The sequence below is a fragment of the Streptomyces sp. NPDC093065 genome, assembly GCF_044754585.1.
Lineage (GTDB): Bacteria > Actinomycetota > Actinomycetes > Streptomycetales > Streptomycetaceae > Streptomyces.
Genome location: NZ_JBIVPJ010000011.1, coordinates 163,175 through 186,261, shown reverse-complemented (window position 1 = coordinate 186,261; position 23,087 = coordinate 163,175). Strand labels below are relative to the sequence as shown.

Here is a 23,087-nt window from a genome sequence, read left to right as displayed (position 1 = left end):
CGTCCATACGGACGGAGCGTGTGGAGTGGATCACAGAGCGCTCCTCCGTCGGGACTCCGCCGCGTCGCGCCGCTCCAACCCGGCCGCGGACCAGGGACGTTGAGATTGGTCCATACCTATTGACTCACTGGTCTAGTCCTCTCTAGGGTCTGCGCAACTTCCGTGGAGAGGAACCGACTGTGCCTTCCCCGTCACGCTCCAGATCCCGCCACAGAGCGGGGCCGGCCCTGTTCGCGGCGGCCGCCGCCGTCGCGGGCCTGCTGCTGGCCGGCCTCCCGGCGACCGCGTCGCAGGCCGCCGCCCAGGAGTCCTGTCGGCCCGACGGTCTCTACCAGACCCCCGGCGTCGACGTCCCCTACTGCTCGGTCTACGACGCGGACGGCAGGGAGAAGATGGGTGCCGACCACCCGCGCCGGGTGATCGGCTACTTCACCGGCTGGCGCACGGGCAAGGACGGCAGGCCGGCCTACCTGGCCTCGGACATCCCGTGGGACAAGATCACCCACATCAACTACGCCTTCGCGCACGTCGACGGCGGCAACAGGCTCTCCGTCGGTCCGGACGGCGAAAAGAACGCGGCGACCGGGATGACCTGGCCCGGGGTCGAGGGTGCCGAGATGGACCCGGACCTCCCCTACAAGGGCCACTTCAACCTGCTGGGCAAGTTCAAGAAGCAGCACCCGGACGTCAAGACGATGATCTCGGTGGGCGGCTGGGCCGAGACGGGCGGCTACTTCGCGGACGACGGCTCGCGCGTGGACTCCGGCGGCTTCTACTCCATGGCCACCAACGCCGACGGCTCGGTCAACCGGGCCGGCATCGACACCTTCGCCGACTCGGCGGTCGACTTCATCAGGAAGTACGGCTTCAACGGCGTCGACATCGACTACGAGTACCCGACCACGATGAAGGACGCGGGCAACCCGCTCGACTGGTCCTTGGCCAACGCCCGCCGGGCCGGGCTGGTCGAGGGCTACGCGGCGCTGATGAAGTCGATGCGCGAGAAGCTGGACCGCGCGGGCGCCGCGGACGGCAGGCACTACCTCCTCTCCGTGGCCGCGCCGTCCTCCGGGTACCTGCTGCGCGGCATGGAGACCTTCCAGGTCCAGAAGTACCTGGACTACGTCAACATCATGTCGTACGACCTGCACGGCGCCTGGAACGAGTACGTCGGCCCGAACGCCTCGCTCTTCGACGACGGCAAGGACGCCGAGCTGGCCGCCGCCAACGTCTACGGCAGCGCCCAGTACGGCGGCCTCGGCTACCTCAACACCGACTGGGCCTACCACTACTTCCGCGGCTCCATGCCGGCCGGCCGCATCAACATCGGCCTGCCGTACTACACCCGCGGCCACAAGAACGTGCAGGGCGGGACCGACGGTCTGTGGGGCAAGGCGTCCGCCTCCTCCTGCCCGGCGGGCTCCGGCCTGACCAAGTGCGGTGACGGCGCCGTCGGCATCGACAACCTCTGGCACGACCTCGACACCGACGGCGAGGAGTCCCCGGCGGGCTCCAATCCGATGTGGCACGCCAAGAACCTGGAGAAGGGCATCGTCGGCGACTACGTCACCGACTACGGCTTCCCGGCGGACACGGAGCTGACGGGCACGTACGCCCGCAAGTACGACTCCACGCTGGTCGCCCCCTGGCTGTGGAACGCCGAGAAGAAGGTCTTCCTCTCCACGGAGGACGAGCAGTCGGTCGGGGCCAAGGCCGACTACGTGGTGGACCGCGGCATCGGCGGCGCGATGGTCTGGGAGCTGGCCGGCGACTACGGCTGGAACGCCGCCAAGGGCCAGTACGAGATGGGCGACACCCTCACCTCGCTGATGTACGACACGTTCAAGTCGGCCGCTCCGTACGGCGCGAAGAAGTCCAACGCGGACCTGCCGACGGAGGCGGTGAACGTGGACGTGGAGTTCACCGACTTCAAGCTGGGCGACTCCAACTACCCGATCACGCCCAAGCTGCGGATCACGAACAACACGGAGTCCGCGCTGCCGGGCGGCACGGAGTTCCAGTTCGACTACGGGACCTCGGCCCCGGGCAACGCCTCCGACCAGTCCGGTTTCGGCACCAAGGTCATCAGCAGCGACCACACGGGCGGCAACGCGGGCGGTCTGAAGGGTGACTTCCACCGGGTGTCGCTGAAGCTGCCGGCGTGGCAGTCGCTGGCGCCGGGCGCGAGCGTCGACCTGTCCTTCAACTACTACCTGCCCGTGTCGACCCCGTCGAACTGGACGGTGACGATCGGCGGCAAGGCGTACGCCCTGGCCGGCGACCTCGCCCGGGGCACGACCGTGGTGGACCCGGGTCCCCAGACCCCGACCCCGACGCCCACGGATCCCGAGTCCCCGGAGCCGAGCCCCAGCCCGACGGGCGGCACCGGGCAGTGCACCGCACCGGCCTGGGACACGGCCTCGTCGTACGGCGGTGGCACCAGCGTCTCCCACCAGGGGCACACGTGGAAGTCCAAGTGGTGGACGAAGGGCGAGGAGCCCGGAACCACCGGTGAATGGGGTGTCTGGCAGGACCTCGGCGCCTGCTGACCCCACCCGAACGGACCCGGCGGCGGTGACGAAGGCCCTTGCCCGCCGCCGGGTTCCCCCAACGCACGCTGCCGGGCCCCGGCAAGGTGTCCGGACTCGCCGGCTGCACGCCGTGACGAACCCGGACACACTGGGCTTCGCAGGGCATCAGCCGGCCCGGCGGTGAGATTTCCGCCCCGGCGTTGTCACAATCCGAGGGTGCCGCGCGGTCCCAGCTGACGACAGGTGCTCCACCCGGGAGTCCCCACGTCCGACAGGGGCTGAACAGCATGACCACGATCCTGGTGACCGGCGGCACCGGCACACTCGGCCGGCTCGTCACCGAACGGCTGCGCGCCGACGGGCACGAGGTGCGGGTGCTCAGCCGGCACAGCGAGCCGTACGCCGTCGACCTGCGCGAGGGCGGCGGGGGCCTGGACACGGCGCTCGCGGGCGTCGACACGGTCGTGCACTGTGCGACCACGCAGCGCGGCGGCGACGAACAGTCGGCCGCGAACCTGATCGCGGCTGCGCGACGGGCCGGGGTGGCACACCTGGTCTACATCTCGATCGTCGGCGTCGACCGGGTGCCACTCGGCTACTACCGCACCAAGCTCGCCGTCGAGAAGCTGGTTGAGGAGTCGGGCCTCGGCTGGACGGTGCTGCGGGCGACCCAGTTCCACGACCTGGTGGTGCAGGTGCTCCAGACCCTGGCCAAGCTGCCGGTCGTGGTGCTGCCCGCACACGCCTCCGACCAGCCGGTGGAGGTGGCGGAGGTCGCGGACCGGCTCGCCGAACTGGCCCAGGGCGCGCCCGCCGGGCGGGTGCCGGACATGGGCGGCCCCGAGGTGCGCACCTTCGCGTCGCTGGCCCGCGCCTACCTGGGCGCGACGGGACGCCGTCGGGCCGTGGTGAACCTGCCGCTCGCGGGGAAGACTTACCGCGCGTTCCGCGAGGGCGGGCACCTCGCGCCGGACCACGCGGTCGGCGAGGGGACGTTCGAGGAGTACCTGGCGGTGCGGTTCGGCGGCGGGGAGGGCGGGCGGCGCGGATGAGCAGACGGGCGTGGCTGCGGGCGGGGCTGGGAGTGCTCGCGGGCGGCCAGGCGCTGCTGGGGCTGTGGGTCCTGCTGCTGCCCGGGCTGTTCTGGAAGTGGCCCTGGGTCTCGCACCTGCCGCCCTACAACGAGCATCTGCTCCGGGACTTCGGCGGGGCGAGCCTCGCCCTCGCCGTGGTGCTGTGCGCGGCGGTGGCCACGATGGAACGCCGCCTGGTGCTCACGTCCCTGGTGGCCTACCTGGTCTCCTCCGTCGCCCACCTCCTGTTCCACGCCCGGCACCTGAAGCCCTTGCCGGCGGCGAGCGCCGCGGGGTTCATGGCCCTGCTGGGGGCAGCGGTACTGCTCCCGGCGGTACTGGTGTGGCTGGCGGCGGACGGTTCGGCGTTCGGGGAGCCGGAGCCCACGGAACGACGGCCCGCTCCCTGAGAGAAGCCCGCCACAGGGCCGCGCGGGCGGGTGTGGCGCGTGACCCCGGGGACGACACGGCCACCCGGGGGCAGTCCCGGCCCGGGGGCGCGGCACAGGCCTCCGCTCGGGCAGCGCGCACGGGCCGGCCGGGTACCCGCGAGCCGCCAAGGCGGGGAGCCTCGGCGGGCTGCTCCGGTCACGCGTGTTCCCAGGCGGGGCCCGGCCGGCGGATGTCCCTGCCCTGGGCGTCTCCCGTCCCCGGTCGGGGGCGGCCGTGTCCGGGCGCGGTCGAGCACCCGTCGAAGCGCCGCAGGCTACCGCTCCGGCGGTGCGAAGAGGTCGTCCTGCGCACGGTCGCGGGCGGTCAGCAGGGCGCCGCGCAGTACCGCGCCGCCACCCAGGGTGCTGGGCCGTACCTCCGTGGCCAGCGGGGACATCCGGCCGAGGCGGTGCTGGACGCGGTCGGCGAGGGCATCGGCACCGGCCCGGCCGATCTCGCCGGCGAGGACCAGGCAGCCGGGGTCGAGGACGGAGACGACGGCGGCGGCACCGAGGACGACGCGGTCGGCGAGCGCGTCGAGGAACCGGTCGGCGGCCGGGTCCTTGCCGGACGCGGCCCGGCGTACCGCCTCCCGGACCAGGGTGGCGGCGTGCGGTTCGGGACCGGTGGCCGGTGCCGTCACGCCGTGCTCCGCCGCCAGGGCGGTCACCGCCGCGGCCCCCGCCACGGAGTGGAAGCCGCCGTCGCAGTCGGTGGCGGAGGGCAGGCCCGAGGTGCCCGGCACCGGCATGAAGCCGATCTCGCCGGCGCCCCCGGAGACGCCCCGGCGCAGGGTGCCGTCCAGGACGACGGCCGCGCCGATCCCGAGGCCGAGCCAGAGCAGGACGAAGGTGTCGCGGTCGCGGGCGGCGCCGTCGCGCTGCTCGGCCAGGGCGGCGAGGTTGGTCTCGTTCTCGACGCCGACCCGTGCCTCGGGGAACTTCTCCTGGAGCGCGGCCATCAGCCGGCGGTGCCACTCGGGCAGCCCGGTGGAGTCGCGCAGTTCGCCGCCACCGGGGTCGATCAGGCCGGGCGCGCCGATGCCGACGGTGTGCAGCCGGTCGGCGCCGGCCTCCTTCACCGCACGCTCGACCAGGTTCACCGCCTGCTCCACCGCGGGTCCCGTGCCGGAGTGGTCGTCGATGGGCACCGAGGCCTCGGCGAGGACCCGGCCGAGCAGGTCGGAGACGAGCACGGCGACGCCCTCGGTGCGCACGTCGAGGGCGGCGAGGTGGGCCCGTTCGGCGACGATGCCGTACAGCTTGGCGTTGGGCCCGCGGCGCTGCTCCCCGGACTCCCCCGCCACCTCGATCAGCCCGGAGGCGGTGAGGCGTTCGACGAGGTCGGCGACGGTGGGCCGGGACAGGCCGGTCAACTGCTTCAGCTGCCCTGCCGTCAACGGGCCCTCCTGCTGGAGCAGATGGAGGGCGAGCCGGTCGTTGATGGCCCGGGCGGTGCTCGGGGATGCGGGCATGCCGGGATCCTTCCAGATCGGTGGCGCGGGAGCGCACGCCGGTAATCCACTATCTATCAGGCAGGCTCCCTGATAGTTTACGCCGCGCGCTGCCGCACCGCCGCGCACCGAGGACACGGAGGGGTGGACCATGAGCACAGGGACCTACGGGCGACGCGAGGTGAAACACGCCCGGTACACGGTGGCGGCCGTGTTCGCCGTGCACGGCGCCGTCACCGGCTCCTTCGCGACCCGTGTGCCGTGGATCCAGGACCACGCCGCCGTGAGCGCGGGCCAGTTGGGGCTCGCGCTCGCCTTCCCCGCGCTCGGCGCCTCCCTCGCCATGCCGCTGGCCGGGCGCGTCACCCACCGCTTCGGCGCCCGTGTGGCCCTGCGCGGTCTGCTGGCGCTGTGGACGCTGGCCCTGGTCCTGCCCTCGCTCGCCCCGAACCTGCTCACCCTGTGCCTGGCCCTGTTCGTCTACGGCGGCACGGCGGGCATGTCGGACGTGGCGATGAACGCCCTGGGCGTGGAGATCGAGAACCGTCTCGACAAGTCGATCATGTCCGGGCTGCACGGCATGTGGAGCGCGGGCGCGCTGATCGGTTCGGCGGCCGGCACGCTCGCCGCCCACCTGGGCACCGACGCCCGGACGCACCACGTCCTGGCCGCCGCGGTGCTGACCGTGACGGGCCTGGTGGCCTGCACCTGGGTGCTGGACCTGCAGCCCGCCGAGGACGAGGACCCGCCGCCGCGGTTCGCGCTGCCGCCCAGGTCGGCGCTGCTGATCGGCGCGGTCGGCTTCTGCGCGGTGTTCGCCGAGGGCGCGAGCCTGGACTGGTCGGCGGTCTACCTGCGGGACGAGCTGGAGACCTCGGCCGGTCTGGCGGCGGCGTGCACGACGGGCTTCACGCTGACCATGGCGCTGACCCGGCTCGTCGGCGACAAGGTGGTGGACCGGTTCGGCGCGGTGCGCACCGTCCGGGTGAGCGGCGTGCTCGCCACCCTCGGCGGGCTGCTGGTCGTGGTCGGCGGCCACCCGGCGGTGGCGATGACCGGCTTCGCGCTGATGGGCCTCGGCATCGCCGTGGTCGTCCCGCTGTGCTTCGCCGCGGCCGGCCGGGCCGGCTCCAACCCGAGCCTGGCCATCGCGGGCGTCGCCACCATCACGTACACCTCGGGTCTGGTCGCGCCGGGCGCGATCGGCGGTCTCGCCCAGGCGACCAGCCTGGTGGTGTCGTTCGGTCTGGTGACCGTGCTGGCCTGCTGCCTCGTGGTGTTCGCGCGGGTGCTGCGGGCCGGGGACCGGAACCGCCCGACGATCAGTCCGCCGGCCGCAGGAGTGCCCGGCCGGCAGTCCTGAACGCCTCGCTCCACGGCGCCGGGCGCAGCGTCCGGGAGTCCAGCCGGACCAGCACCCGGGTGCCGCGGGCGTAGGTGGTGGCGCCGTCCGCCGAGCAGAACCGGAAGCCGTAGGTCAGCCCGGTGGTGCCCAGCCGGTCGAGCCACAGGTGGACGGCGTACACGCCCGGCCGGGTGACCGGCGCCTCGTAGCCGATGGTCAGTTCCCTGACCGCGTTGCAGGCGTCGCCGGCCGCCTCCCAGTCGCCCTCGAACCGGAAGCCGTGCCCGGCCCACAGCTCGGTCCAGGCCCGCTCGACCATCACGGGGTAGCGGGCGTTGTGCAGCAGCCCGAGCGCGTCCAGGTCGTCGAAGTGGACGGTGACGGGGACGAGCCGGCCGTGGGACAGGGCGGGCACGGTGGGGGCTTCGGCGGTCACGGGCGGGGCTCCTGGTCGTGCTCGACTGTGCCCGGGCAGGGCGGTTCCCCCTCATCCTAAGCGACCGCTCAGCACACTCCTTGAGGAAGGGGTGCAGGTCAACCGCACGGCCGGGCACCCCCGACAATGGTCCGGACAGTCCTCACGTACAGAGAAAGCGAAACCTCACCATGGACCTCGGAGTGCGCTGGAAACTGCACGGGGACGGCAAGGTGCCCGCCCCCGGAGCGGTGGTCCGCCCCGACGAACGGCTCTCGTGGCCCCGCACTGCCGGGCTCGGCGCCCAGCACGTGGTGGCCATGTTCGGGGCGTCCTTCGTGGCTCCGGTCCTGATGGGCCTCGACCCCAACCTCGCGATCATGATGTCGGGCGTGGCGACCGTCATCTTCCTGCTCGCCACCCGCGGCCGGGTGCCCAGCTACCTCGGCTGCTCGCTCTCCTTCGTAGGCGTCGCCGCGGTGATCCGGGCGCAGGGCGGCACCAGCGCCACGGTGACCGGCGCGGTCCTCGTCGTCGGCGTCGCGCTGTTCCTGGTGGGGCTCGCCGTGCAGCGGTTCGGGGCGCGGATCATCCACGCCGCGATGCCGCCGGTCGTCACCGGCGCGGTCGTGATGCTGATCGGCTTCAACCTGGCCCCGGTCACCGCCTCCACCTACTGGCCGCAGGACCAGTGGACGGCGCTGCTGGTGATGCTCTTCACCGGTCTGGCCGTGGTGTGCCTGCGCGGCTTCTGGTCCCGTATCGCGATCTTCCTGGGGCTGGTCTTCGGATACGTCCTGTCCTGGGCCCTCGACCGGACCTTCGGGAAGATCCACTCGGTGGACGGCAGCGGCAAGCTCACCGACCACTGGCGGCTGGACTTCTCCGCCGTCGGCCGGGCCGACTGGATCGGGCTGCCCTCCTTCCACGGGCCGAGCTTCGAATGGTCGGCGATCCTGGTCGCCCTCCCCGTCGTCATCGCGCTGATCGCCGAGAACGCGGGGCACGTCAAGGCGGTCGGCGAGATGACCGGCGACAACCTCGACGACAGGCTCGGCACGGCGATCTCGGCCGACGGCATCGGCTCGGTGCTCTCCACCGCGGTCGGCGGCCCGCCCAACACCACGTACTCCGAGAACATCGGCGTGATGGCCGCGACCCGGGTCTACTCGACGGCCGCCTACTGGGCCGCGGCGGGCTTCGCGCTGCTCTTCGGCCTCTGCCCGAAGTTCGGCGCGGTCGTGGCCGCTATTCCGGGCGGCGTGCTCGGCGGCATCACCGTCATCCTCTACGGCATGATCGGCCTGCTCGGCGCCCAGATCTGGATCAACGCCAAGGTGGACATGCGCAATCCGCTGAACCTGGTGCCGGCCGCAGCGGGCATCATCATCGGCGTCGGCAACGTCAGCATGGAGTTCACCGACACCTTCTCGCTCAGCGGCATCGCGCTCGGCACCCTGGTCGTCATCACCGGCTACCACGCGCTGCGCGCCTTCGCCCCGGCCCACCTCAAGACGCAGCAGCCGCTGCTGGACGAGGGCACGTCGTCGTACGACGCGAAGACCGGGGGCGGGGACGGCGGCGACGGGACTCAGCGCGCCAAGTCGTAGGCGTACGAGGGGGTGAACGTGCCCGGCTCGCCCTTGCACCCGTCCGACTCCCCGGGCAGCTTGACCCACAGGTAGGCGTCGACGCGCCCCATCCCGGTGCTCAGGGTCGGGGCGCGGCCGATCCTTCGGCCGGCCGGGTCGCACCACTCGCCGTCGGGCGGGGCGCCGTTGCCGTTGCGGCTGGTGTCGATGACGGCGCCGAGGCCTGCCGGACCGCCGAGGGCGTCGAGAACGGCGCGGTCGTAGGCGATCTCGTCGGCGGTCGCGTGGAAGTTGGAGACATTGCTGAAGACGCCGTCGGAGGAGGCGGCCGAGGCGGCGCCGGCCTGCTTGAGCCAGCCCGCCTGCTTGGCGGGCGCGTGCCAGCCGGAGTGGCCCGCGTCGTAGTAGACCCGGGCGCGGGGATCGGCGTCCTTCAGCACCCGGCCCGCCCGGGCGAGGGAGGCGAAGCGGTCGGCGCGCTCACCGGCGGACAGGCACTCGGACTGGGCGACCGAGTCGGGCTCCAGCACGACGATCACCTCGCCGGAGCCGAGCCCGGCGGCGAACCGGTCGATCCAGGCGTCGTAGGCGTCCAGGTCGGGCGCGCCGCCCTCGGAGTGGCCGCCGCAGTCGCGGTCGGGTATCGCGTACGGCACGAGCACCGGCACCCGGCCCTGGGCGGCGCCGGCCGAGGTGACCTCGCGGACCCTCGCCGTGATGGTGGCCGGGGTGTGGTCGGCGAACCAGACCGCCGCCGGGCGGTCGGCGATCCGCGACGCGATGACGTCCTGGCGCGGGTCGCCGGGGTGGGCCCTGACCCAGTCGAGGACCTGGGAGTCGGGGTGCCGGTAGAGGCGGGTGGCGGCGGGCGGGGGCTTCTCCTTCTCCGAGGTCCGCCCCGGCGAAGGGGCGGGGGCCGGCTTCCCGGTGGCCGGGGACGGCGACGGGGAGCGCGACGGCGCCGCCGACGGGGACGGGGACGCGGGCGGCGCGGCCGGCGGGGTGTCCGGCCGTACCAGGTGGGTCACCTGCGGGCGGGCGGCGTCGGCGCCGCCGCCGTCCTCGTCGCCGAGGGCGGTGAGCACGCCGGTCGCGGTGCCCACCGCGACGACGACGGACGCCGCAGCGACCATCGCGCCGCGGCCGGCGGCACGCCTGCGCCGCGTCCTGCGAGCGGCCAGACGCCGGGCACGAAGGCCTGACACGTGCGGTCCCCCTCCCCCGCGCGGCGGGCGCGTTCCCTCGTTCTGGGGAAGCCTCGGGCCCGCCGGCACTGCCGTCAGCCTAAAGCTGCGACGCTGCCGCCATGGCGCACTGCGAGCAAGTCCCGACGGCCGCCTTGACGGTGGACACCGTCCTGCTGCGAATGCGTGCCCTCGACACGGCGCTGCCGGCCCGGGACGGTCTGGCGGTGTTCAACCGCGTCTACCTGGCCGTCACGGAGGCGGTGGACCGGCACATCGACGGCGGCCGGTTCGCGGACGCCGGGGCCGCGACGGCGCTGGACGTGCGGTTCGCGGAGCGCTATCTGGCCGCCGTGGACGCGGCGGAGGAGGACCGCCGTCCGCCCGCCTGCTGGCGCCCCCTGTTCCAGTTCCGCCGCCATCCCGGGGTACGGCCGCTGCAGTTCGCGCTGGCGGGCATCAACGCGCACATCGGCCACGATCTGGCGCTGGCCGTGGTGGACACCTGTCGTACGCTCGGCTGCGAACCCGTCGACCTGGAGGACGAGTTCGACCGCGTGGGCGATCTCCTCGTCTCGCTGGAGGAGCGCGTCCGCGACGAGCTGATGCCGGGTCCCGACCTCCTGCAGATCGCCGACCCGCTGACCCATCTCCTCGGCGCCTGGAGCCTGGAGCGCGCCCGTGAGGCCACCTGGGCCGCGGCCCGCGCGCTGTGGGCCCTGCGCAGGCTGCCGGACGTCGCCGGGGAGTTCACCGACCGGCTGGACGCCGCGGTGGGCTTCGCGGGCCGCATGCTGCTCACCCCGCTGCCGGACTGACCGGGCCGGTGCGCGCGGCGCGCGCTCCCGGAACCCCCGTGCGATCGCTGTACGTTGAAGCCGTTGGGAACCACGGGCAACCCGTTGGGAACACGGTCGACCCGGTGGGGACCACGGGCAACATCGCACCCGACTGCGAAGGAGCACCCCGGCATGACGACCCGGCTCGGACTCGGCCTCCCCCAGATGCGGCAGTACGACATCGGCAAGGACGTCCCCGACGTGGCGCGCGCGGCGGAACGGATGGGCTACGAGAGCCTGTGGGTCTTCGAGCGCGCCCTGTTCCCCGAGCCCGCCACCCAGGGGCTGTACGGCATCGAGGGCCTGCCCTGGCCGGACACGTACCGGAGCGTGGCGGAGCCGCTGGTCACCCTCGCCCTCGCCGCCGCGGTCACCGAACGGGCCCGGCTGGGCACGAGCGTGCTGGTCGCCCCGCTGCACGTCCCCTTCCAGCTGGCCAAGACGCTGGCCTCGCTGGACGCGGCGAGCGGCGGCCGGGTGCTGGCGGGCTTCGGCACCGGCTGGTCCCACGACGAGTACGCGGCGGCGTCCGTCAGGCCGTTCGCCGAGCGCGGTGCCGCCCTGGACGAGCTGATGGGGGTGTGCCGCGCGGTGTGGGGCCCGGACCCGGTGGTGTACGACGGCGAGGTCACGAAGATCGCGTCCGCCGTGGTCGGCCCCAAGCCGGCCCGGCCCATCCCGGTCCTGCTGGCGGCGGGCGACAGCGGCCGGGCCCGGCGCCGCCTGGTCGACCACGCCGACGGCTGGCTGCCTACCGGCATCGGTGCCGAGACCGTCGCCGAGCAGTGGCGGCGGCTGCGGGACCTGGCCGCCGAGCGGGGCCGCACCAAGCCCATCCGGACGGTGCTGCGGGTCAACACCCGCTACAGCGCGGCGAACTACGAGGGGGCCGACCGCCGCCCCTTCCAGGGCGGCGTCGACCAGATCGTGGAGGACCTGGCCGCGCACGCCGAGATCGGATTCGACGTGATCCTCATCGACGTGCAGAGCACCACACGCGACGCGGAGGAACTCAAGGACGTCGCCGCCCAGGTGTACGAGAAGGCGAGGACGGCCGGTGTCTAGGCCCCTTCGCCCCGCGCCGAGAACCCCTAGTCCTCCGGAAGTTCCACCGGCGCGATCTCCTCGTACAGGTCGCCGGGGCCGGGATTGGTCGCGTCGGTCTCGCCGCCGAAGTGGTGCATGACACCCCAGACCGCGTTCAGCGCGGTCTGGACGGCTCCCTCGGCCCAGCCGGCCGTCCAGGAGATGTCGTCGCCGGCCAGGAAGATGCCCCGCTTGTCCTCCGGCAGCGCCTCCTGCATGAAGTGGGTGAACAGGCGCCGCTGGTAGCGGTAGTGGCCGGGCAGGTTGGCCTTGAACGCGCCCATGAAGTAGGGCTCGTTCTCCCAGGAGACCGTCACCGGGTTGCCGATGACGTGCTTCCTGATGTCGACCTTCGGGTAGATCTCGCCGAGTGACTTCAGCATGACCTCCATCCGCTCGTTCGCGGACAGCGGCAGCCACTTCAGGCTGTCGTCGCACCAGGTGTAGGAGAGGCAGATGACGGCGGGCTTGTCCGGGCCGTCGTCGAGGAGGTAGGTGCCGCGCGTCATCCGGTCGGTCAGCGTCATCGACATCGCGTCCCGGCCCGTGTGCTCGTCCTTGTCCAGCCAGAACGGCCGGTCGACGGGCACGAAGAGCTTGGAGCTCTCCATGTAGTGGGTCCGCTCGATCGCGGTCCAGTGGTCGATCGGGAAGAGCGAGTCGTCGCAGGCGATCTTCGAGAGCAGCATCCAGGACTGGGCGGTGAAGACCGCCGCCCGGTAGGTGCGGATGTCGCCGTCGGCGTCGGTCACGGTGATGCGGTTGCCGGCGGTGCGGTTCAGCCGGGTCACCGCCGGGCGGGGTTCGCCGTCCGCGTGCAGGGACTTCAGCGAGGTGCCGTACGGCCAGTGGACGATCTTCTCCGGCTCGCGTTCCCAGAGCCTGAGCGGAAGCTGCTGGGAGCCGCCGACGATGCCGCGGTGGTGGTCGTCGGCCTCGGTGTAGACGACGCGGAGGATCTCCAGGATGGAGTTGGGGAAGTCGGTGTCCCAGCCGCCGGTGCCGAAGCCGACCTGGCCGAAGATCTCGCGGTGCCGGAAGGACTTGAAGGCCTCGGAGTCGCACAGGAAGCCGTAGAAGGTCTGGTTGTCGAGCTTCTCGACCAGCTTCGCCCAGATCTCGCGGATGCGGGGGACGTCGCGCTCGCGCAGGGCGCGGTTCATGTCGGTGAAGTCGGCCCCCTCCTCAAGGCACTTCGCCCAGGCGTCGGCCACGTCCCGGTAGACCTGCGGCAGGTCGTCGAGGGTCTCGGCGTAGTGCGACTCGCCCTTGAGGTCGACGACGGTCGAGGGGGTCGCCTCGGCGAGCGGGTTGGGGAACGCCCGGGTCGTGAGGCCCACCAGGTCGATGTAGTGCTGCAGGGCGGTGGAGGACGGCGGGAAGCGCATCGCCCCCATCTCGGCGGTCAGCGAGGGGTCGCAGCCGTCGAAGCCGACGGTGCGCAGGCGGCCGCCGATCCGGTCGGCCTCGTAGACGACGGGCTTCAGGCCCATCTTCATCAGCTCGTAGGCGGCCACGATGCCGGACAGTCCGCCGCCGATCACGGCGACCTCGCTGCCGTGCTCGGTGGCGGGTATCTGGCCGAGTCCGGCGGGGTGGGCGAGGAAGTCGTCGTACGCGTACGGGAAGTCCGGCCCGAACATGGTGATCGGCGGCTGCTGCTCGTCTGCGTGCTCGATCGCGTTGGGCACGGTGGACGTCATGGGGTACGGACTCCTTGCACGGGTGGAACGAGGGGGGCGGGGCGCGGGGTCCGGGCTCAGGCGAGGGCGCCGTAGAGCCCGGGGCGCCGGTCCTCCAGGTACGGGTTGGCCTCGCGGGACGCGGTAAGGAAGGCCGGGTCGGCGTCGGCCAGGACCAGCTCCTCGACGCGCCCGGCCCTGGCGCGGGCGACGCCGTCGGGCCCCGCGAGGACGGACAGGCCGACGAACTCGAACTCGCCCTCCCGGCCGACGCGGTTGACGTACGCGACGTACATCTGGTTCTCGAAGGCCCGCACCGGCACGACGGACTCGGCGACGAACTGGAAGGGGTGCATCTGCGCGGTCGGGACCAGCAGCAGGTCGGTGCCGGCCAGGGCGTGGGCGCGGACGTTCTCCGGGAACTCCACGTCGTAGCAGATCATCAGGCCGACGGTGAGGCCGTTCAGCTCGGCCTGGACGACGGGCTGCTCGCCCGGCGTGAAGTGGTCGCGCTCGAAGCAGCCGAAGAGGTGGGTCTTGCGGTAGCCGGCGAGCCGGGTGCCGTCCGCGGCGACGAGCTGCACGGAGTTGAAGACGCGCTCGCCGTCCCGCTCGGGGTAGCCGTACGCGACGGCCAGGCCGTGGCGCCCGGCGATCTCCGCGACGGCGTCGGCCGAGTCGCCGTCGGCGGGCTCCGCGAGGACGCCGATGCCGTCGCCGACGGCGTAGCCGGTCAGGAACAGCTCGGAGGTGACGAGCAGCGCGGCGCCCGCGGCGGCGGCGCGGCCCGCGGCCTCGTCGAGGACCTTGAGGTTCTCTGCGACGGAACCGGGGCGGCCGGAGCTCTGGAGCAGGGCGGTGCGCATGCGTGATCCTCACCGGTCGGAGGGGGGGTTCGGGGGGCCAGATAGACGGTACGGTCGGCGGACTCGGCCGGACAAGACGGACCCGTTGCGCGCCGGTGAGCGGATCGTTGCGTGCGCCCGGCACGCCTCGGCGATTCGTTGCGCGGCCCGGTGGGCGCCCCCGTCCTCCCCGGGAAGCAGACCGGCCCCGTCCCTCCCCGCCGCACGGCGGAGACGGCACCGGCCCCGGGCCCGATGCGGCGCGGGCACGGCGCCGGAACAGTGGTGACCGTTCGGTTCACCGGTTTCGCATCCCTGGGAGACGACCCGCCATGAAACGCCGTACCGCGACCGCCACGCTCTGCGCCGCCCTGCTGCTCACCGCCGCCACCTCGGGCGCGGCCGTCGCCGACGGTCCCCACGGGGGCCCGCACGACGGTCCGCCGCCGAGGGAGGCCGCCGCGCTGACCGGCACGGCCAAGCTGTACCGGTCGGCCGGGGACGACATCACCTTCACCTTCGACGCCCATCTGGCGGCCGAGGACAACGAGGACCCCCTCAGGGCGACCGGGACCTTCGCGTTCAGCCACTACCTGAACGGTGCGGGGGCGCGGGCCGAGGCCGAGGTGGACTGCCTCCTGACCGGCGGCGACGTGGCCGTCGTCTCCGGCGTCATCACCGACTCCGACCTGCCCGGAGCGGTAGGGAAGCGGGTCGGCGTCACCGTCCACGACCTGGGCCGGCACGATCGCCTCGGCTACAGCTGGGCGGCGACGGGCAGCCCCGCGGAGGGCGGGGAGCTGCCCCGCTGCGTGGGGTCGGCGCCCTTCGAGAAGGTCAGGAAGGGGACCGGCGACTTCGACGTCGTGCCCTGGCAGCCGCGGCTGTAGTTCGGGCGGCGCCGGCCAGCACCGGCGCCGTCACGAGGTACGGCACCGCGGACAGCGCGAACGCGGTGCCGTGGCCCCACGCCGTGGCCGCCGCCGCGTAGGCGCCGTAGGTGGCGAGGTTGCCCAGCTCGGATCCGAGACCCGCGACCGAGGTCAGGGTGGCCCGCCCGGTGTCGTCGACGCGCTGCTGGAGGCGGGCGTCGGCCAGCACGGTCGCCAGCTGGAACCCGCCGAAGGCGAGCGCCACCAGGGCCAGGGCGGCCGGTGTGCCGGCCAGAGCGCCCGCGGCCAGGGCGAGTGCGGAACCGGTGAGCAGGGCGGCGAACCCGTTGCCGGACAGGCGTTCGGCGGTACCGGCCAGCAGGCTGCCGGCCGTGGCGCCGGCCCAGATCACCAGCAGCAGCCAGGGCACGGTCTCGGGCGCGACGCCGGTGTCGCGCGCCAGCAGCGGTGTGTACTCGTCGAGGGCTCCCCACACCGCGGTCACGGCCGGTACGAGCAGCAGGGCGCCGCGCACGGACCGGTCGGCGCGGGCGTCGGCGAGTCCCGCGCGCAGGGTCGCGGACCAGCGTTCGCCGCCGCCGGAGGGGGTTCGGTGCTCGGGGAACCGGGTGGCGACCACCGCACCGGCGAGACAGGCCAGCACGCTCGCCGCGCCCACCGCGCCGTAGCCGCCCCGGGCGAAGACCGGACCGGCCAGGCCCATGGCGCACATGGTCGCGGCGATGCCGACGGCTCGGGCCCGGCCCATGACGCGGGCGTACCGGTCGGCCGCACCGGCGCGGTCCAGTTCGTCGTAGACCAGCGCCTCCAGCGCGCCCGAGCCGAGCGCGCCGCCCGCACCCCACAGCACGAAGCCGAGCGCGAAGGCACCGTAGGAGGGCAGCAGCACCCACAGGGCGAAGCCGGCGGCGGTGAGCAGCGGCCCGAGGATCAGCAGCAGCCGACGGGATACGGCGTCGGCCCAGGCGCCGGAGGGCACCTCGAGCAGTACGCCGGTCAGCGACCACAGGGCGAACAGCGAGGCCGTCTGCCAGACGGACAGACCGGTGTCGCTGAACAGCAGCGCGTACACCGGGTACAGCAGGACGAACTCGTCGCAGAACGCGGAGGCGTACAGCGTGCGCACGAGCCGGCGGGTACCAGCGGGGGCGTGGGCACGCCCGGACGGGGTGGAGAGCGTCATGAGGCCTTCCCGAGGGGGCGGATCGGACACCGGAGGTACGGCGTCCGGGGCGGCCCTCGGGAGGAGGCGCTACGGGTGGCGCGGGTGGATCAATGTCGCCGGGTCATGACAGCGATGCTAGACGGCACCCGGCGCCCCGCCCACCGGATTACGTGGGCGAGCCCGACGAGAAGCGCCGCAGCAGCGGGGAGAGCACCAGCACGGACTTGGTGCGCTCCACGAACGGCTCCCCGGCGATGCGTTCCAGGACCCGCTCGAAGTGCCGCATGTCGGAGGCGAAGACCTGGGCGACCGCGTCCGCGTCCCCGGTGACGGTGGACGCGGCCACGACCTCCTGGTAGCGCTCCAGGCCCCGCTGGATGGTCTCCGGCGAGGTGTTGCGGCGGCAGAAGATCTCGACGAACCCCTCGGTCTCCCAGCTGAGCGCGGCGGGGTCGACCCGTACGGTGAAGCCGGTGATGGCTCCGCTGGCGCGCAGCCGGTCCACGCGCCGTTTCACGGCGGGCGCGGACAGGCCGACCGACTGCCCGATGTCCGCGTAGGAGCGGCGGGCGTCCTCGGCGAGGGCGTGCACGATGCGTTCGTCGAGATCGTTCAGCACTGCGGGTCGTTCACTTCACTTCTGGTGCGTCCGGACCTCGGAGGGGTCCGCTGTGGCGAGTCGGGAGCGGCGGTGGCCGTACACGAAGTAGAACACGAGCCCGACCGCCATCCAGACACCGAAGACCACCCAGGTGACGGTGGACAGGCTGCCCATCATCCAGACGCAGAGGCCGAAGCCGAGGGCGGGCAGGACCGGCGACAGCGGGACCCGGAAGGTGCGGCGCATGTCGGGACGGGTCCGGCGCAGCATCACGACGGCGACGTTGACGAGCGCGAAGGCGAAGAGCGTGCCGATGCTGGTGGCGTCGGCGAGCTGTCCGAGCGGAATGGCGGCGGCCAGGACGCCGCAGAACAGGGAGACGATCAGCGTGTTGGCGCGGGGCGCGCCGGTCTTCGGGTGGACCTTGGAGAACACCTTGGGCACCAGTCCGTCGCGGGACATGGCGAACAGGACGCGGGTCTGGCCGTAGAGGACGGTCAGGACGACGCTGGCGATGGCGACGACGGCGCAGAAGGCCAGCAGGGTGCCCCAGAAGCTCTGCCCGGTCACGTCGGTCATGATCTGGGCGAGGGATGCCTCGGAGTCCGTGAAGGTCCGCCAGGGCTTGGCGCCGACGGCGACGGCGGCGACCAGGACGTAGAGCACCGTGACGATGATCAGGGACAGCATGATCGCGCGAGGCAGGTCGCGCTGGGCGTTCTTGGCCTCCTCCCCCGCGGTGGAGGCGGCGTCGAAGCCGATGTAGGAGAAGAAGAGCGTCGCCCCGGCCGCGCTGACCCCGGCCATGCCGAGCGGCATGAAGTGCTCGTAGTTGCCGGAGCGGAAGCCCTGTACGCCGATCGCGCAGAACAGCACCAGCGCCGCGATCTTGACGACGACCATGATCGTGTTGGCGCGGGCGGACTCGCGGGCACCGCCGAGCAGGAAGGTCATGGCGAGCAGGACGACGGTCAGCGCGGGCAGGTTGAAGATGCCGCCGTCGCCGGGCGGTGCCGACAGGACCGCGGGGAGGGTGACGCCGATGGTGCCGTCGAGCAGCTCGTTCAGGTACTCGCCCCAGCCGACGGCGACGGCGGCCACCGACACGCCGTACTCCAGGACCAGACACCAGCCGCAGACCCAGGCGATCAGCTCGCCCATGGTGGCGTAGGCGTACGAGTACGAGGATCCGGCGACCGGGATGGTGCCGGCCAGTTCGGCGTAGGACAGGGCCGAGAAGAGCGCGGTGAGCCCGGCGATGACGAAGGAGAGCGTGACGGCCGGGCCGGCCTTGGGGACGGCCTCGCCGAGGACGACGAAGATGCCGGTGCCGAGGGTGGCGCCGATGCTGATCATCGTGAGCTGCCAGAGGCCGAGGGAGCGGCGGAGGCTGCCGCCCTCGCCCTGGCCGCCCTCGGCGACCAGGCGTTCCACGGGCTTGCGGCGCATGAGGCGCGCGGCGAGGCCCGGGGACGGTGGGCCGGCCGATGCGTCGTGGTGCGGGGGTGCGCCGTGGTCGATCACGCGGTGACTCCTCTTTCGCTGCCGGTCGCGCCGCCGGGGTGAGCGGACGGGCTCCCGGCGGGCGTCTGGAGCGGCGGGGGCCGGCGGGCACGCCGCTGAAGAGCGGGAACCCACCGAGCGGGGTCCCCGCCACGCCACGTACAGCGCAGAACACTACGAGGGGGGCGGTGCTCCGGTAATGCAGCAACCTTGCGCGTTCGAGCACGATCGTTGCGTTCGGCGGGGCGGGGCGGGGGTTCGTTGCGCGAGGCGTGCGGCGCGTTGCGTCCGGGACCGGCCGCGACGGATCGGACCTGGTCAGCGGCCGTACCGCCGCCACGGCTCCGGCGCCTGGCACGGCCGGTCGCCGGGTGCCGGTGGGTGGTCCGGTCGGTGGTCCGGTGGGTGGTCCGGTCGGTGGTCGTAGGGTCGGCCCGCGGCGGGACGCGCGTCGGCCGCGTCCGCCGCGTCGAAGCCGAGTTCGCCGGGCCGGCCGCGGCAGCGGTGGGCGGCCTTCCGGGCGTCGATCCAGCGTGTGCGCCTCGCGGGAGGGGGCGGACGGTCGGCTGACGCCCTAGGCGGCCCGACAGGTCGCGTCAGGCCTGCCTGACGTCAAGCCCGCCTGACGGGACCTGCCGGGATGCGGCGCCGGTCAGCTCCAGCTGGCGTGCAGCGGCTTGCCCTCGGCGTAGCCGGCGGCGCTCTGGATGCCGACGACGGCCTTCTCGGCGAACTCCTCGAGGGAGCCGGCGCCGGCGTAGGTGCAGGACGAGCGGACGCCCGCGATGATCGAGTCGATCAGGTCCTCGACGCCGGGACGGACCGGGTCGAGGAACATCCGGGAGGTGGAGATGCCCTCCTCGAACAGCGCCTTGCGGGCCCGGTCGTACGCGGACTCCTCGGAGGTGCGGTTGCGCACCGCGCGGGCGGAGGCCATCCCGAAGGACTCCTTGTAGGCACGGCCGCCGGCGTCGTGCTGGAGGTCGCCCGGGGACTCGTAGGTACCGGCGAACCAGGAGCCGACCATCACGTTGGACGCGCCGGCCGCGAGGGCCATGGCCACGTCGCGCGGGTGGCGGACACCGCCGTCGGCCCACACGTGCTTGCCGTACTTCCTGGCCTCGGCGGCGCACTCCAGGACTGCGGAGAACTGCGGCCGGCCCACGCCGGTCATCATGCGGGTGGTACACATGGCGCCGGGGCCGACGCCGACCTTGACGATGTCGGCGCCCGCCTCGATCAGATCGCGCACGCCCTCGGCGGAGACGATGTTGCCCGCGACGATCGGGACCCGCGGGTCGAGCTCGCGCACGACCTTGACGGCGCTGATCATCGACTCCTGGTGGCCGTGCGCGGTGTCGATGACGAGGGTGTCCACGCCCGCGTCCAGCAGCTGCTCGGCCTTGCCGGCCACGTCGCCGTTGATGCCGACGGCGGCGGCGACACGGAGCTTGCCGTCGGCGTCGACGGCCGGGGTGTACAGCGTGGCGCGCAGGGCGCCCTTGCGGGTGAGGATGCCGGCGAGGCGGCCGTCCTTGTCCACGGCGGGCGCGTAGCGCCGGTTGGCGGCGTCGAGGGTGTTGAAGGCCTCGCGGGGGTCCAGGTCGGCGTCGACGAGGATCAGGTCCTTGGACATGACCTCCTCGAGCTGGGTGAAGCGGTCCACGCCGGACAGGTCGGCGTCGGTGACCACGCCGACCGGCCTGTGGTCCTCGTCCACGACGACGCCCGCGTTGTGCGCGCGCTTGGGCAGCAGGGCCATCGCGTCGGCGACGGTCTGGTGCGGGGCCAGCACGATCGGGGTGTCCAGGACGTGGTGGCGGCTCTTCACCCAGGAGACGACGTCGGCGACGACCTCGATGGGGATGTCCTGCGGGATGACGACGAGGCCGCCGCGCCGGGCCACTGTCTCGGCCATCCGGCGGCCCGCGATGGCGGTCATGTTGGCGACGACCAGCGGGATCGTGGTGCCCGTGCCGTCCGGGGAGCCGAGGTCCACGCCCTGCCGGGAGCCCACGGCGGAGCGGCTCGGCACCATGAACACGTCGTCGTACGTCAGGTCGTACGAGGGCTGGATGTCATTCAGGAAACGCACGTGCTGCACATCCCAGTCGATCAGAGGTGGCCCCCGGACAGGTCAGCCAGGGGGAAAGAGCACGTACTTCATTCTCCCATGCCGGGTGGCCGATAATCCCCGGGCGGATCATCCAGGCTGGTCAGCGGCCTCCTTGGAGGAACCTCCAGGGCCGAGGGTGACGAAGAGACCCGGACCGCGGTCGGTGGCCTCGGCGAAGACCTCCTCGGCGACGGCCCACTCCTCGGGCCGCGCCTCCGCGTATGCCCGCCAGCCCTCCACGACGAGCACCAGACCCCGGTCGGCCGCGCTCTCGGGCCAGACGGAGGGGTCGGCGAGGGAGTCGGCGAGCGCGTCCCAGTTGCGGCCGAACCAGTCGGGCAGCGCCAGGTCACGGACGCAGCGGTCCATCAGGCCCGCCTTGTCCGTGACCCCGCCGAGGTCCAGCGTGACCACGAGCCGCCCCGCGGAGTCCTCGGTCATCCCGCGCCCTTCCGTCGCCCTCGCGTGTGGTGCCGTGCCTGGTGCCGTGCCGTCAGATCCCGTCCGGATCCGTCCTGTTGAGCGTCGACTTCGGTGCCGAGCCCGCCGTCATCAGGTAGTCCGCGGCCGACGTGTCCGTCACCAGGCTGGTGACCAGACCGGAGCGCAGCACCGCGTCGATGGCCGCAGCCTTGCGCTGTCCGCCCGCGATCGCGACGACCTCGGGGATACGGCGGAGCTGGTCGGCCTTGACGGTGATGCACCGCTCCCCCAGGTCCCGTCCGACCCGGCGGCCCTCGGCGTCGAAGAGGTGCGCGGACATCTCGGCGGCGACGCCGAGCGAGGCGTAGTGCGCGCGCTCCTCGTCGCTGAGCATGTCGTGCACCGTCGAGATGCCCGGCTCCCAGGAGCCGATGGAGACGCAGGCGACCGTGACCTTGTCGAAGTACTCGAAGGCGCGGGCGATCCCGGTCTGGTGGCGCAGCGCCTGCGCGGTGGCCGCGTCGGGCAGCAGCATCGGCGCGTAGATGGGGTGGGCGTCGCCGCCCGACACCTGGGCGGCGCGGCGGACGGCCTCCACCGAACCGCGCTCGGCGGTCCCGGCGTCGTACACGCCCGTCAGCTGCACCACGGTGCACGGCGGCAGCCGGTCCAGGGCCGCCGCCATGTGGATGGTGGACCGGCCCCAGGCCAGGCCCAGCACGTCGCCCTCGTTGACCAGCTCACCGAGCAGGTCGGCGGCCACCTCGCCCAGGTTCTCCGGGTCGGGTGTCTCCTCGGCGTCGGCCGGGGACTCCACCACGACGGCGTGCCGGAGCCCGTAGCGGGCCCGCAGGGCGTCCGAGCGCTCGGCGTCCAGCTCGGCCGGCACCCGGATCTCGATGCGTACAAGGTCCCGCTCGAGGGCGGTCTCGAGAACCCTGGCCACCTTGAAGCGGCTGACGCCGAACTCCTCCGCGATCTGGATCTTGGACTTGCCCTCGAGGTAGAAGCGGCGGGCCATGGCCGCCGCCTGGACCAGCTCAGCGGGTCCCATCCGCATGGCTGAACGGCCCGCCGACATACCCGACACGGCGATCTCCTCACTGCTGTTCACACTCTGGATACGCCGTTCATCCTTGCAGATTCGGCGCACTTGATCAGCCCTGGTGGGAGCCGTTCACTTTCTGTTCCTCAGTGGTCGCAGGACCAGGATGCCTTGGCGGTCGCCGCATCGGCCTGTGTGCGCAGTGCACGTACCGCCTCGGCCGGGTCTGACGCCCCGTACACGGCGGACCCCGCGACGAAGACGTCGGCGCCGGCGTCGGCGCACCGCTCGATCGTGGCCGCCGAGACACCGCCGTCGACCTGGAGCCACAGCTCCAGACCGTGCTTCTTGATCAGCTCACGGGTACGGCGGATCTTCGGAAGCATGATGTCGAGGAACGCCTGCCCACCGAATCCGGGTTCAACCGTCATGATCAGCAGCATGTCGAGTTCGGGGAGCAGGTCCTCGTACGGCTCGATCGGCGTCGCGGGCTTGAGCGCCATGGACGCGCGGGCGCCCTTGGCCCGGATCTCCCGGGCCAGCCGCACCGGCGCGGCGGCCGCCTCGGCGTGGAAGGTGACGGAACCGGCGCCCGCCTCCACGTACTGCGGCGCCCAGCGGTCGGGGGCGTCGATCATCAGGTGGCAGTCCAGCGGGGTGTCGGTCGCGCGGGCCAGGGACTCGACCACCGGAACGCCGAGCGTGAGGTTCGGGACGAAGTGGTTGTCCATGACGTCGACGTGGAGCCAGTCGGCTCCCTCGACCGCCTTGGCCTCGTCCGCGAGGCGGGCGAAGTCGGCGGACAGGATGCTGGGGTTGATCTGCGCGGCCATGTCCCCAAGCCTGCCATGCCCCGTGGGGGTG

The 23,087-nt window shown here is 72.8% G+C and carries 20 protein-coding genes; 8 read left to right on the top strand and 12 right to left on the bottom strand.

Annotation, left to right across the window (positions count from 1 at the left end):
* Positions 1 to 179 precede the first annotated feature (179 nt).
* From ACIQFU_RS20835 to ACIQFU_RS20825, 3 genes are all read left to right on the top strand, one after another.
* Positions 180 to 2,549: a chitinase C-terminal domain-containing protein gene (locus ACIQFU_RS20835; protein ID WP_402553358.1), complete on the top strand. Its 2,370-nt coding sequence runs from the start codon at positions 180 to 182 to the stop codon at positions 2,547 to 2,549.
* Positions 2,550 to 2,818: 269 nt separating this feature from the next.
* Complete coding sequence (locus ACIQFU_RS20830) at positions 2,819 to 3,583, top strand: SDR family oxidoreductase (RefSeq protein ID WP_402553356.1); 765 nt, start codon at positions 2,819 to 2,821, stop codon at positions 3,581 to 3,583.
* Entirely contained in the window at positions 3,580 to 4,014 is a 435-nt protein-coding gene (locus tag ACIQFU_RS20825; protein ID WP_402553355.1) for a hypothetical protein, read from the top strand. Before ACIQFU_RS20830 ends, ACIQFU_RS20825 begins: the two co-directional genes overlap by 4 nt.
* Positions 4,015 to 4,310: 296 nt before the next feature.
* Here the strand turns inward: ACIQFU_RS20825 and ACIQFU_RS20820 are convergent, their stop codons facing one another.
* Positions 4,311 to 5,510 (bottom strand): ROK family transcriptional regulator, encoded by a 1,200-nt coding sequence (locus tag ACIQFU_RS20820; protein ID WP_402553354.1) that lies wholly within the window; start codon positions 5,508 to 5,510, stop codon positions 4,311 to 4,313.
* A 130-nt stretch (positions 5,511 to 5,640) separates the two neighbouring features.
* Between ACIQFU_RS20820 and ACIQFU_RS20815 the strand changes: the two genes are divergently transcribed.
* A complete protein-coding gene (locus tag ACIQFU_RS20815; protein WP_402553352.1) occupies positions 5,641 to 6,852 on the top strand; it encodes an MFS transporter in 1,212 nt (403 codons plus the stop codon).
* On the opposite strand, the gene ACIQFU_RS20810 is transcribed toward ACIQFU_RS20815, so the two are convergent.
* Positions 6,812 to 7,270 carry an acyl-CoA thioesterase gene (locus ACIQFU_RS20810; protein ID WP_402553350.1) on the bottom strand — a complete coding sequence of 153 codons (459 nt, stop codon included), beginning with the start codon at positions 7,268 to 7,270 and terminating at the stop codon, positions 6,812 to 6,814. The genes ACIQFU_RS20815 and ACIQFU_RS20810 overlap by 41 nt on opposite strands.
* A gap of 170 nt (positions 7,271 to 7,440) precedes the next feature.
* Between ACIQFU_RS20810 and ACIQFU_RS20805 the strand changes: the two genes are divergently transcribed.
* Entirely contained in the window at positions 7,441 to 8,859 is a 1,419-nt protein-coding gene (locus tag ACIQFU_RS20805; RefSeq protein ID WP_402553348.1) for a uracil-xanthine permease family protein, read from the top strand.
* On the opposite strand, the gene ACIQFU_RS20800 is transcribed toward ACIQFU_RS20805, so the two are convergent.
* Complete coding sequence (locus ACIQFU_RS20800; protein ID WP_402553446.1) at positions 8,841 to 9,974, bottom strand: glycoside hydrolase family 6 protein; 1,134 nt, start codon at positions 9,972 to 9,974, stop codon at positions 8,841 to 8,843. The genes ACIQFU_RS20805 and ACIQFU_RS20800 overlap by 19 nt on opposite strands.
* Positions 9,975 to 10,147: 173 nt before the next feature.
* Here ACIQFU_RS20800 and ACIQFU_RS20795 point away from each other — a divergent pair, with 173 nt between their 5' ends.
* Both ACIQFU_RS20795 and ACIQFU_RS20790 read left to right on the top strand, forming a co-directional pair.
* Positions 10,148 to 10,843, top strand: a complete 696-nt coding sequence (locus ACIQFU_RS20795) for a DUF5995 family protein (protein WP_402553346.1) — start codon at positions 10,148 to 10,150, stop codon at positions 10,841 to 10,843.
* Positions 10,844 to 10,996: 153 nt separating this feature from the next.
* On the top strand, positions 10,997 to 11,929 hold the full coding sequence (locus tag ACIQFU_RS20790; RefSeq protein ID WP_402553344.1) for an LLM class F420-dependent oxidoreductase: 933 nt from the start codon (positions 10,997 to 10,999) through the stop codon (positions 11,927 to 11,929).
* 26 nt (positions 11,930 to 11,955) lie between these two features.
* On the opposite strand, the gene ACIQFU_RS20785 is transcribed toward ACIQFU_RS20790, so the two are convergent.
* Both ACIQFU_RS20785 and ACIQFU_RS20780 read right to left on the bottom strand, forming a co-directional pair.
* A complete protein-coding gene (locus ACIQFU_RS20785) occupies positions 11,956 to 13,653 on the bottom strand; it encodes a flavin monoamine oxidase family protein (RefSeq protein WP_402553343.1) in 1,698 nt (565 codons plus the stop codon).
* 56 nt (positions 13,654 to 13,709) lie between these two features.
* A complete protein-coding gene (locus tag ACIQFU_RS20780) occupies positions 13,710 to 14,498 on the bottom strand; it encodes a carbon-nitrogen hydrolase family protein (RefSeq protein ID WP_402553341.1) in 789 nt (262 codons plus the stop codon).
* 311 nt (positions 14,499 to 14,809) lie between these two features.
* On the opposite strand from ACIQFU_RS20780, the gene ACIQFU_RS20775 reads away from it, so the two are divergent.
* The gene (locus ACIQFU_RS20775) at positions 14,810 to 15,367 is read left to right on the top strand and encodes a Repetin (RefSeq protein WP_402553340.1); all 558 of its coding nucleotides are present in this window, start codon (positions 14,810 to 14,812) and stop codon (positions 15,365 to 15,367) included.
* Here the strand turns inward: ACIQFU_RS20775 and ACIQFU_RS20770 are convergent.
* The 7 genes from ACIQFU_RS20770 to rpe form a co-directional block, all read right to left on the bottom strand.
* Positions 15,315 to 16,553 (bottom strand): MFS transporter, encoded by a 1,239-nt coding sequence (locus tag ACIQFU_RS20770; protein WP_402553338.1) that lies wholly within the window; start codon positions 16,551 to 16,553, stop codon positions 15,315 to 15,317. The two genes, ACIQFU_RS20775 and ACIQFU_RS20770, sit on opposite strands and share 53 nt — an antisense overlap.
* 148 nt (positions 16,554 to 16,701) lie before the next feature.
* A complete protein-coding gene (locus ACIQFU_RS20765) occupies positions 16,702 to 17,154 on the bottom strand; it encodes an Lrp/AsnC family transcriptional regulator (protein WP_402553336.1) in 453 nt (150 codons plus the stop codon).
* Positions 17,155 to 17,169: 15 nt separating this feature from the next.
* Complete coding sequence (locus ACIQFU_RS20760) at positions 17,170 to 18,660, bottom strand: amino acid permease (RefSeq protein ID WP_402553335.1); 1,491 nt, start codon at positions 18,658 to 18,660, stop codon at positions 17,170 to 17,172.
* A 631-nt stretch (positions 18,661 to 19,291) separates the two neighbouring features.
* A complete protein-coding gene (locus ACIQFU_RS20755; RefSeq protein WP_402553333.1) occupies positions 19,292 to 20,734 on the bottom strand; it encodes a GuaB1 family IMP dehydrogenase-related protein in 1,443 nt (480 codons plus the stop codon).
* A 108-nt stretch (positions 20,735 to 20,842) separates the two neighbouring features.
* Positions 20,843 to 21,196, bottom strand: a complete 354-nt coding sequence (locus tag ACIQFU_RS20750) for a barstar family protein (RefSeq protein WP_402553331.1) — start codon at positions 21,194 to 21,196, stop codon at positions 20,843 to 20,845.
* Between the two features lie 52 nt (positions 21,197 to 21,248).
* A complete protein-coding gene (locus ACIQFU_RS20745) occupies positions 21,249 to 22,292 on the bottom strand; it encodes a sugar-binding transcriptional regulator (RefSeq protein WP_087810377.1) in 1,044 nt (347 codons plus the stop codon).
* Positions 22,293 to 22,369: 77 nt separating this feature from the next.
* A complete protein-coding gene (gene rpe / locus ACIQFU_RS20740) occupies positions 22,370 to 23,056 on the bottom strand; it encodes a ribulose-phosphate 3-epimerase (RefSeq protein WP_402553329.1) in 687 nt (228 codons plus the stop codon).
* Positions 23,057 to 23,087: the final 31 nt, after the last annotated feature.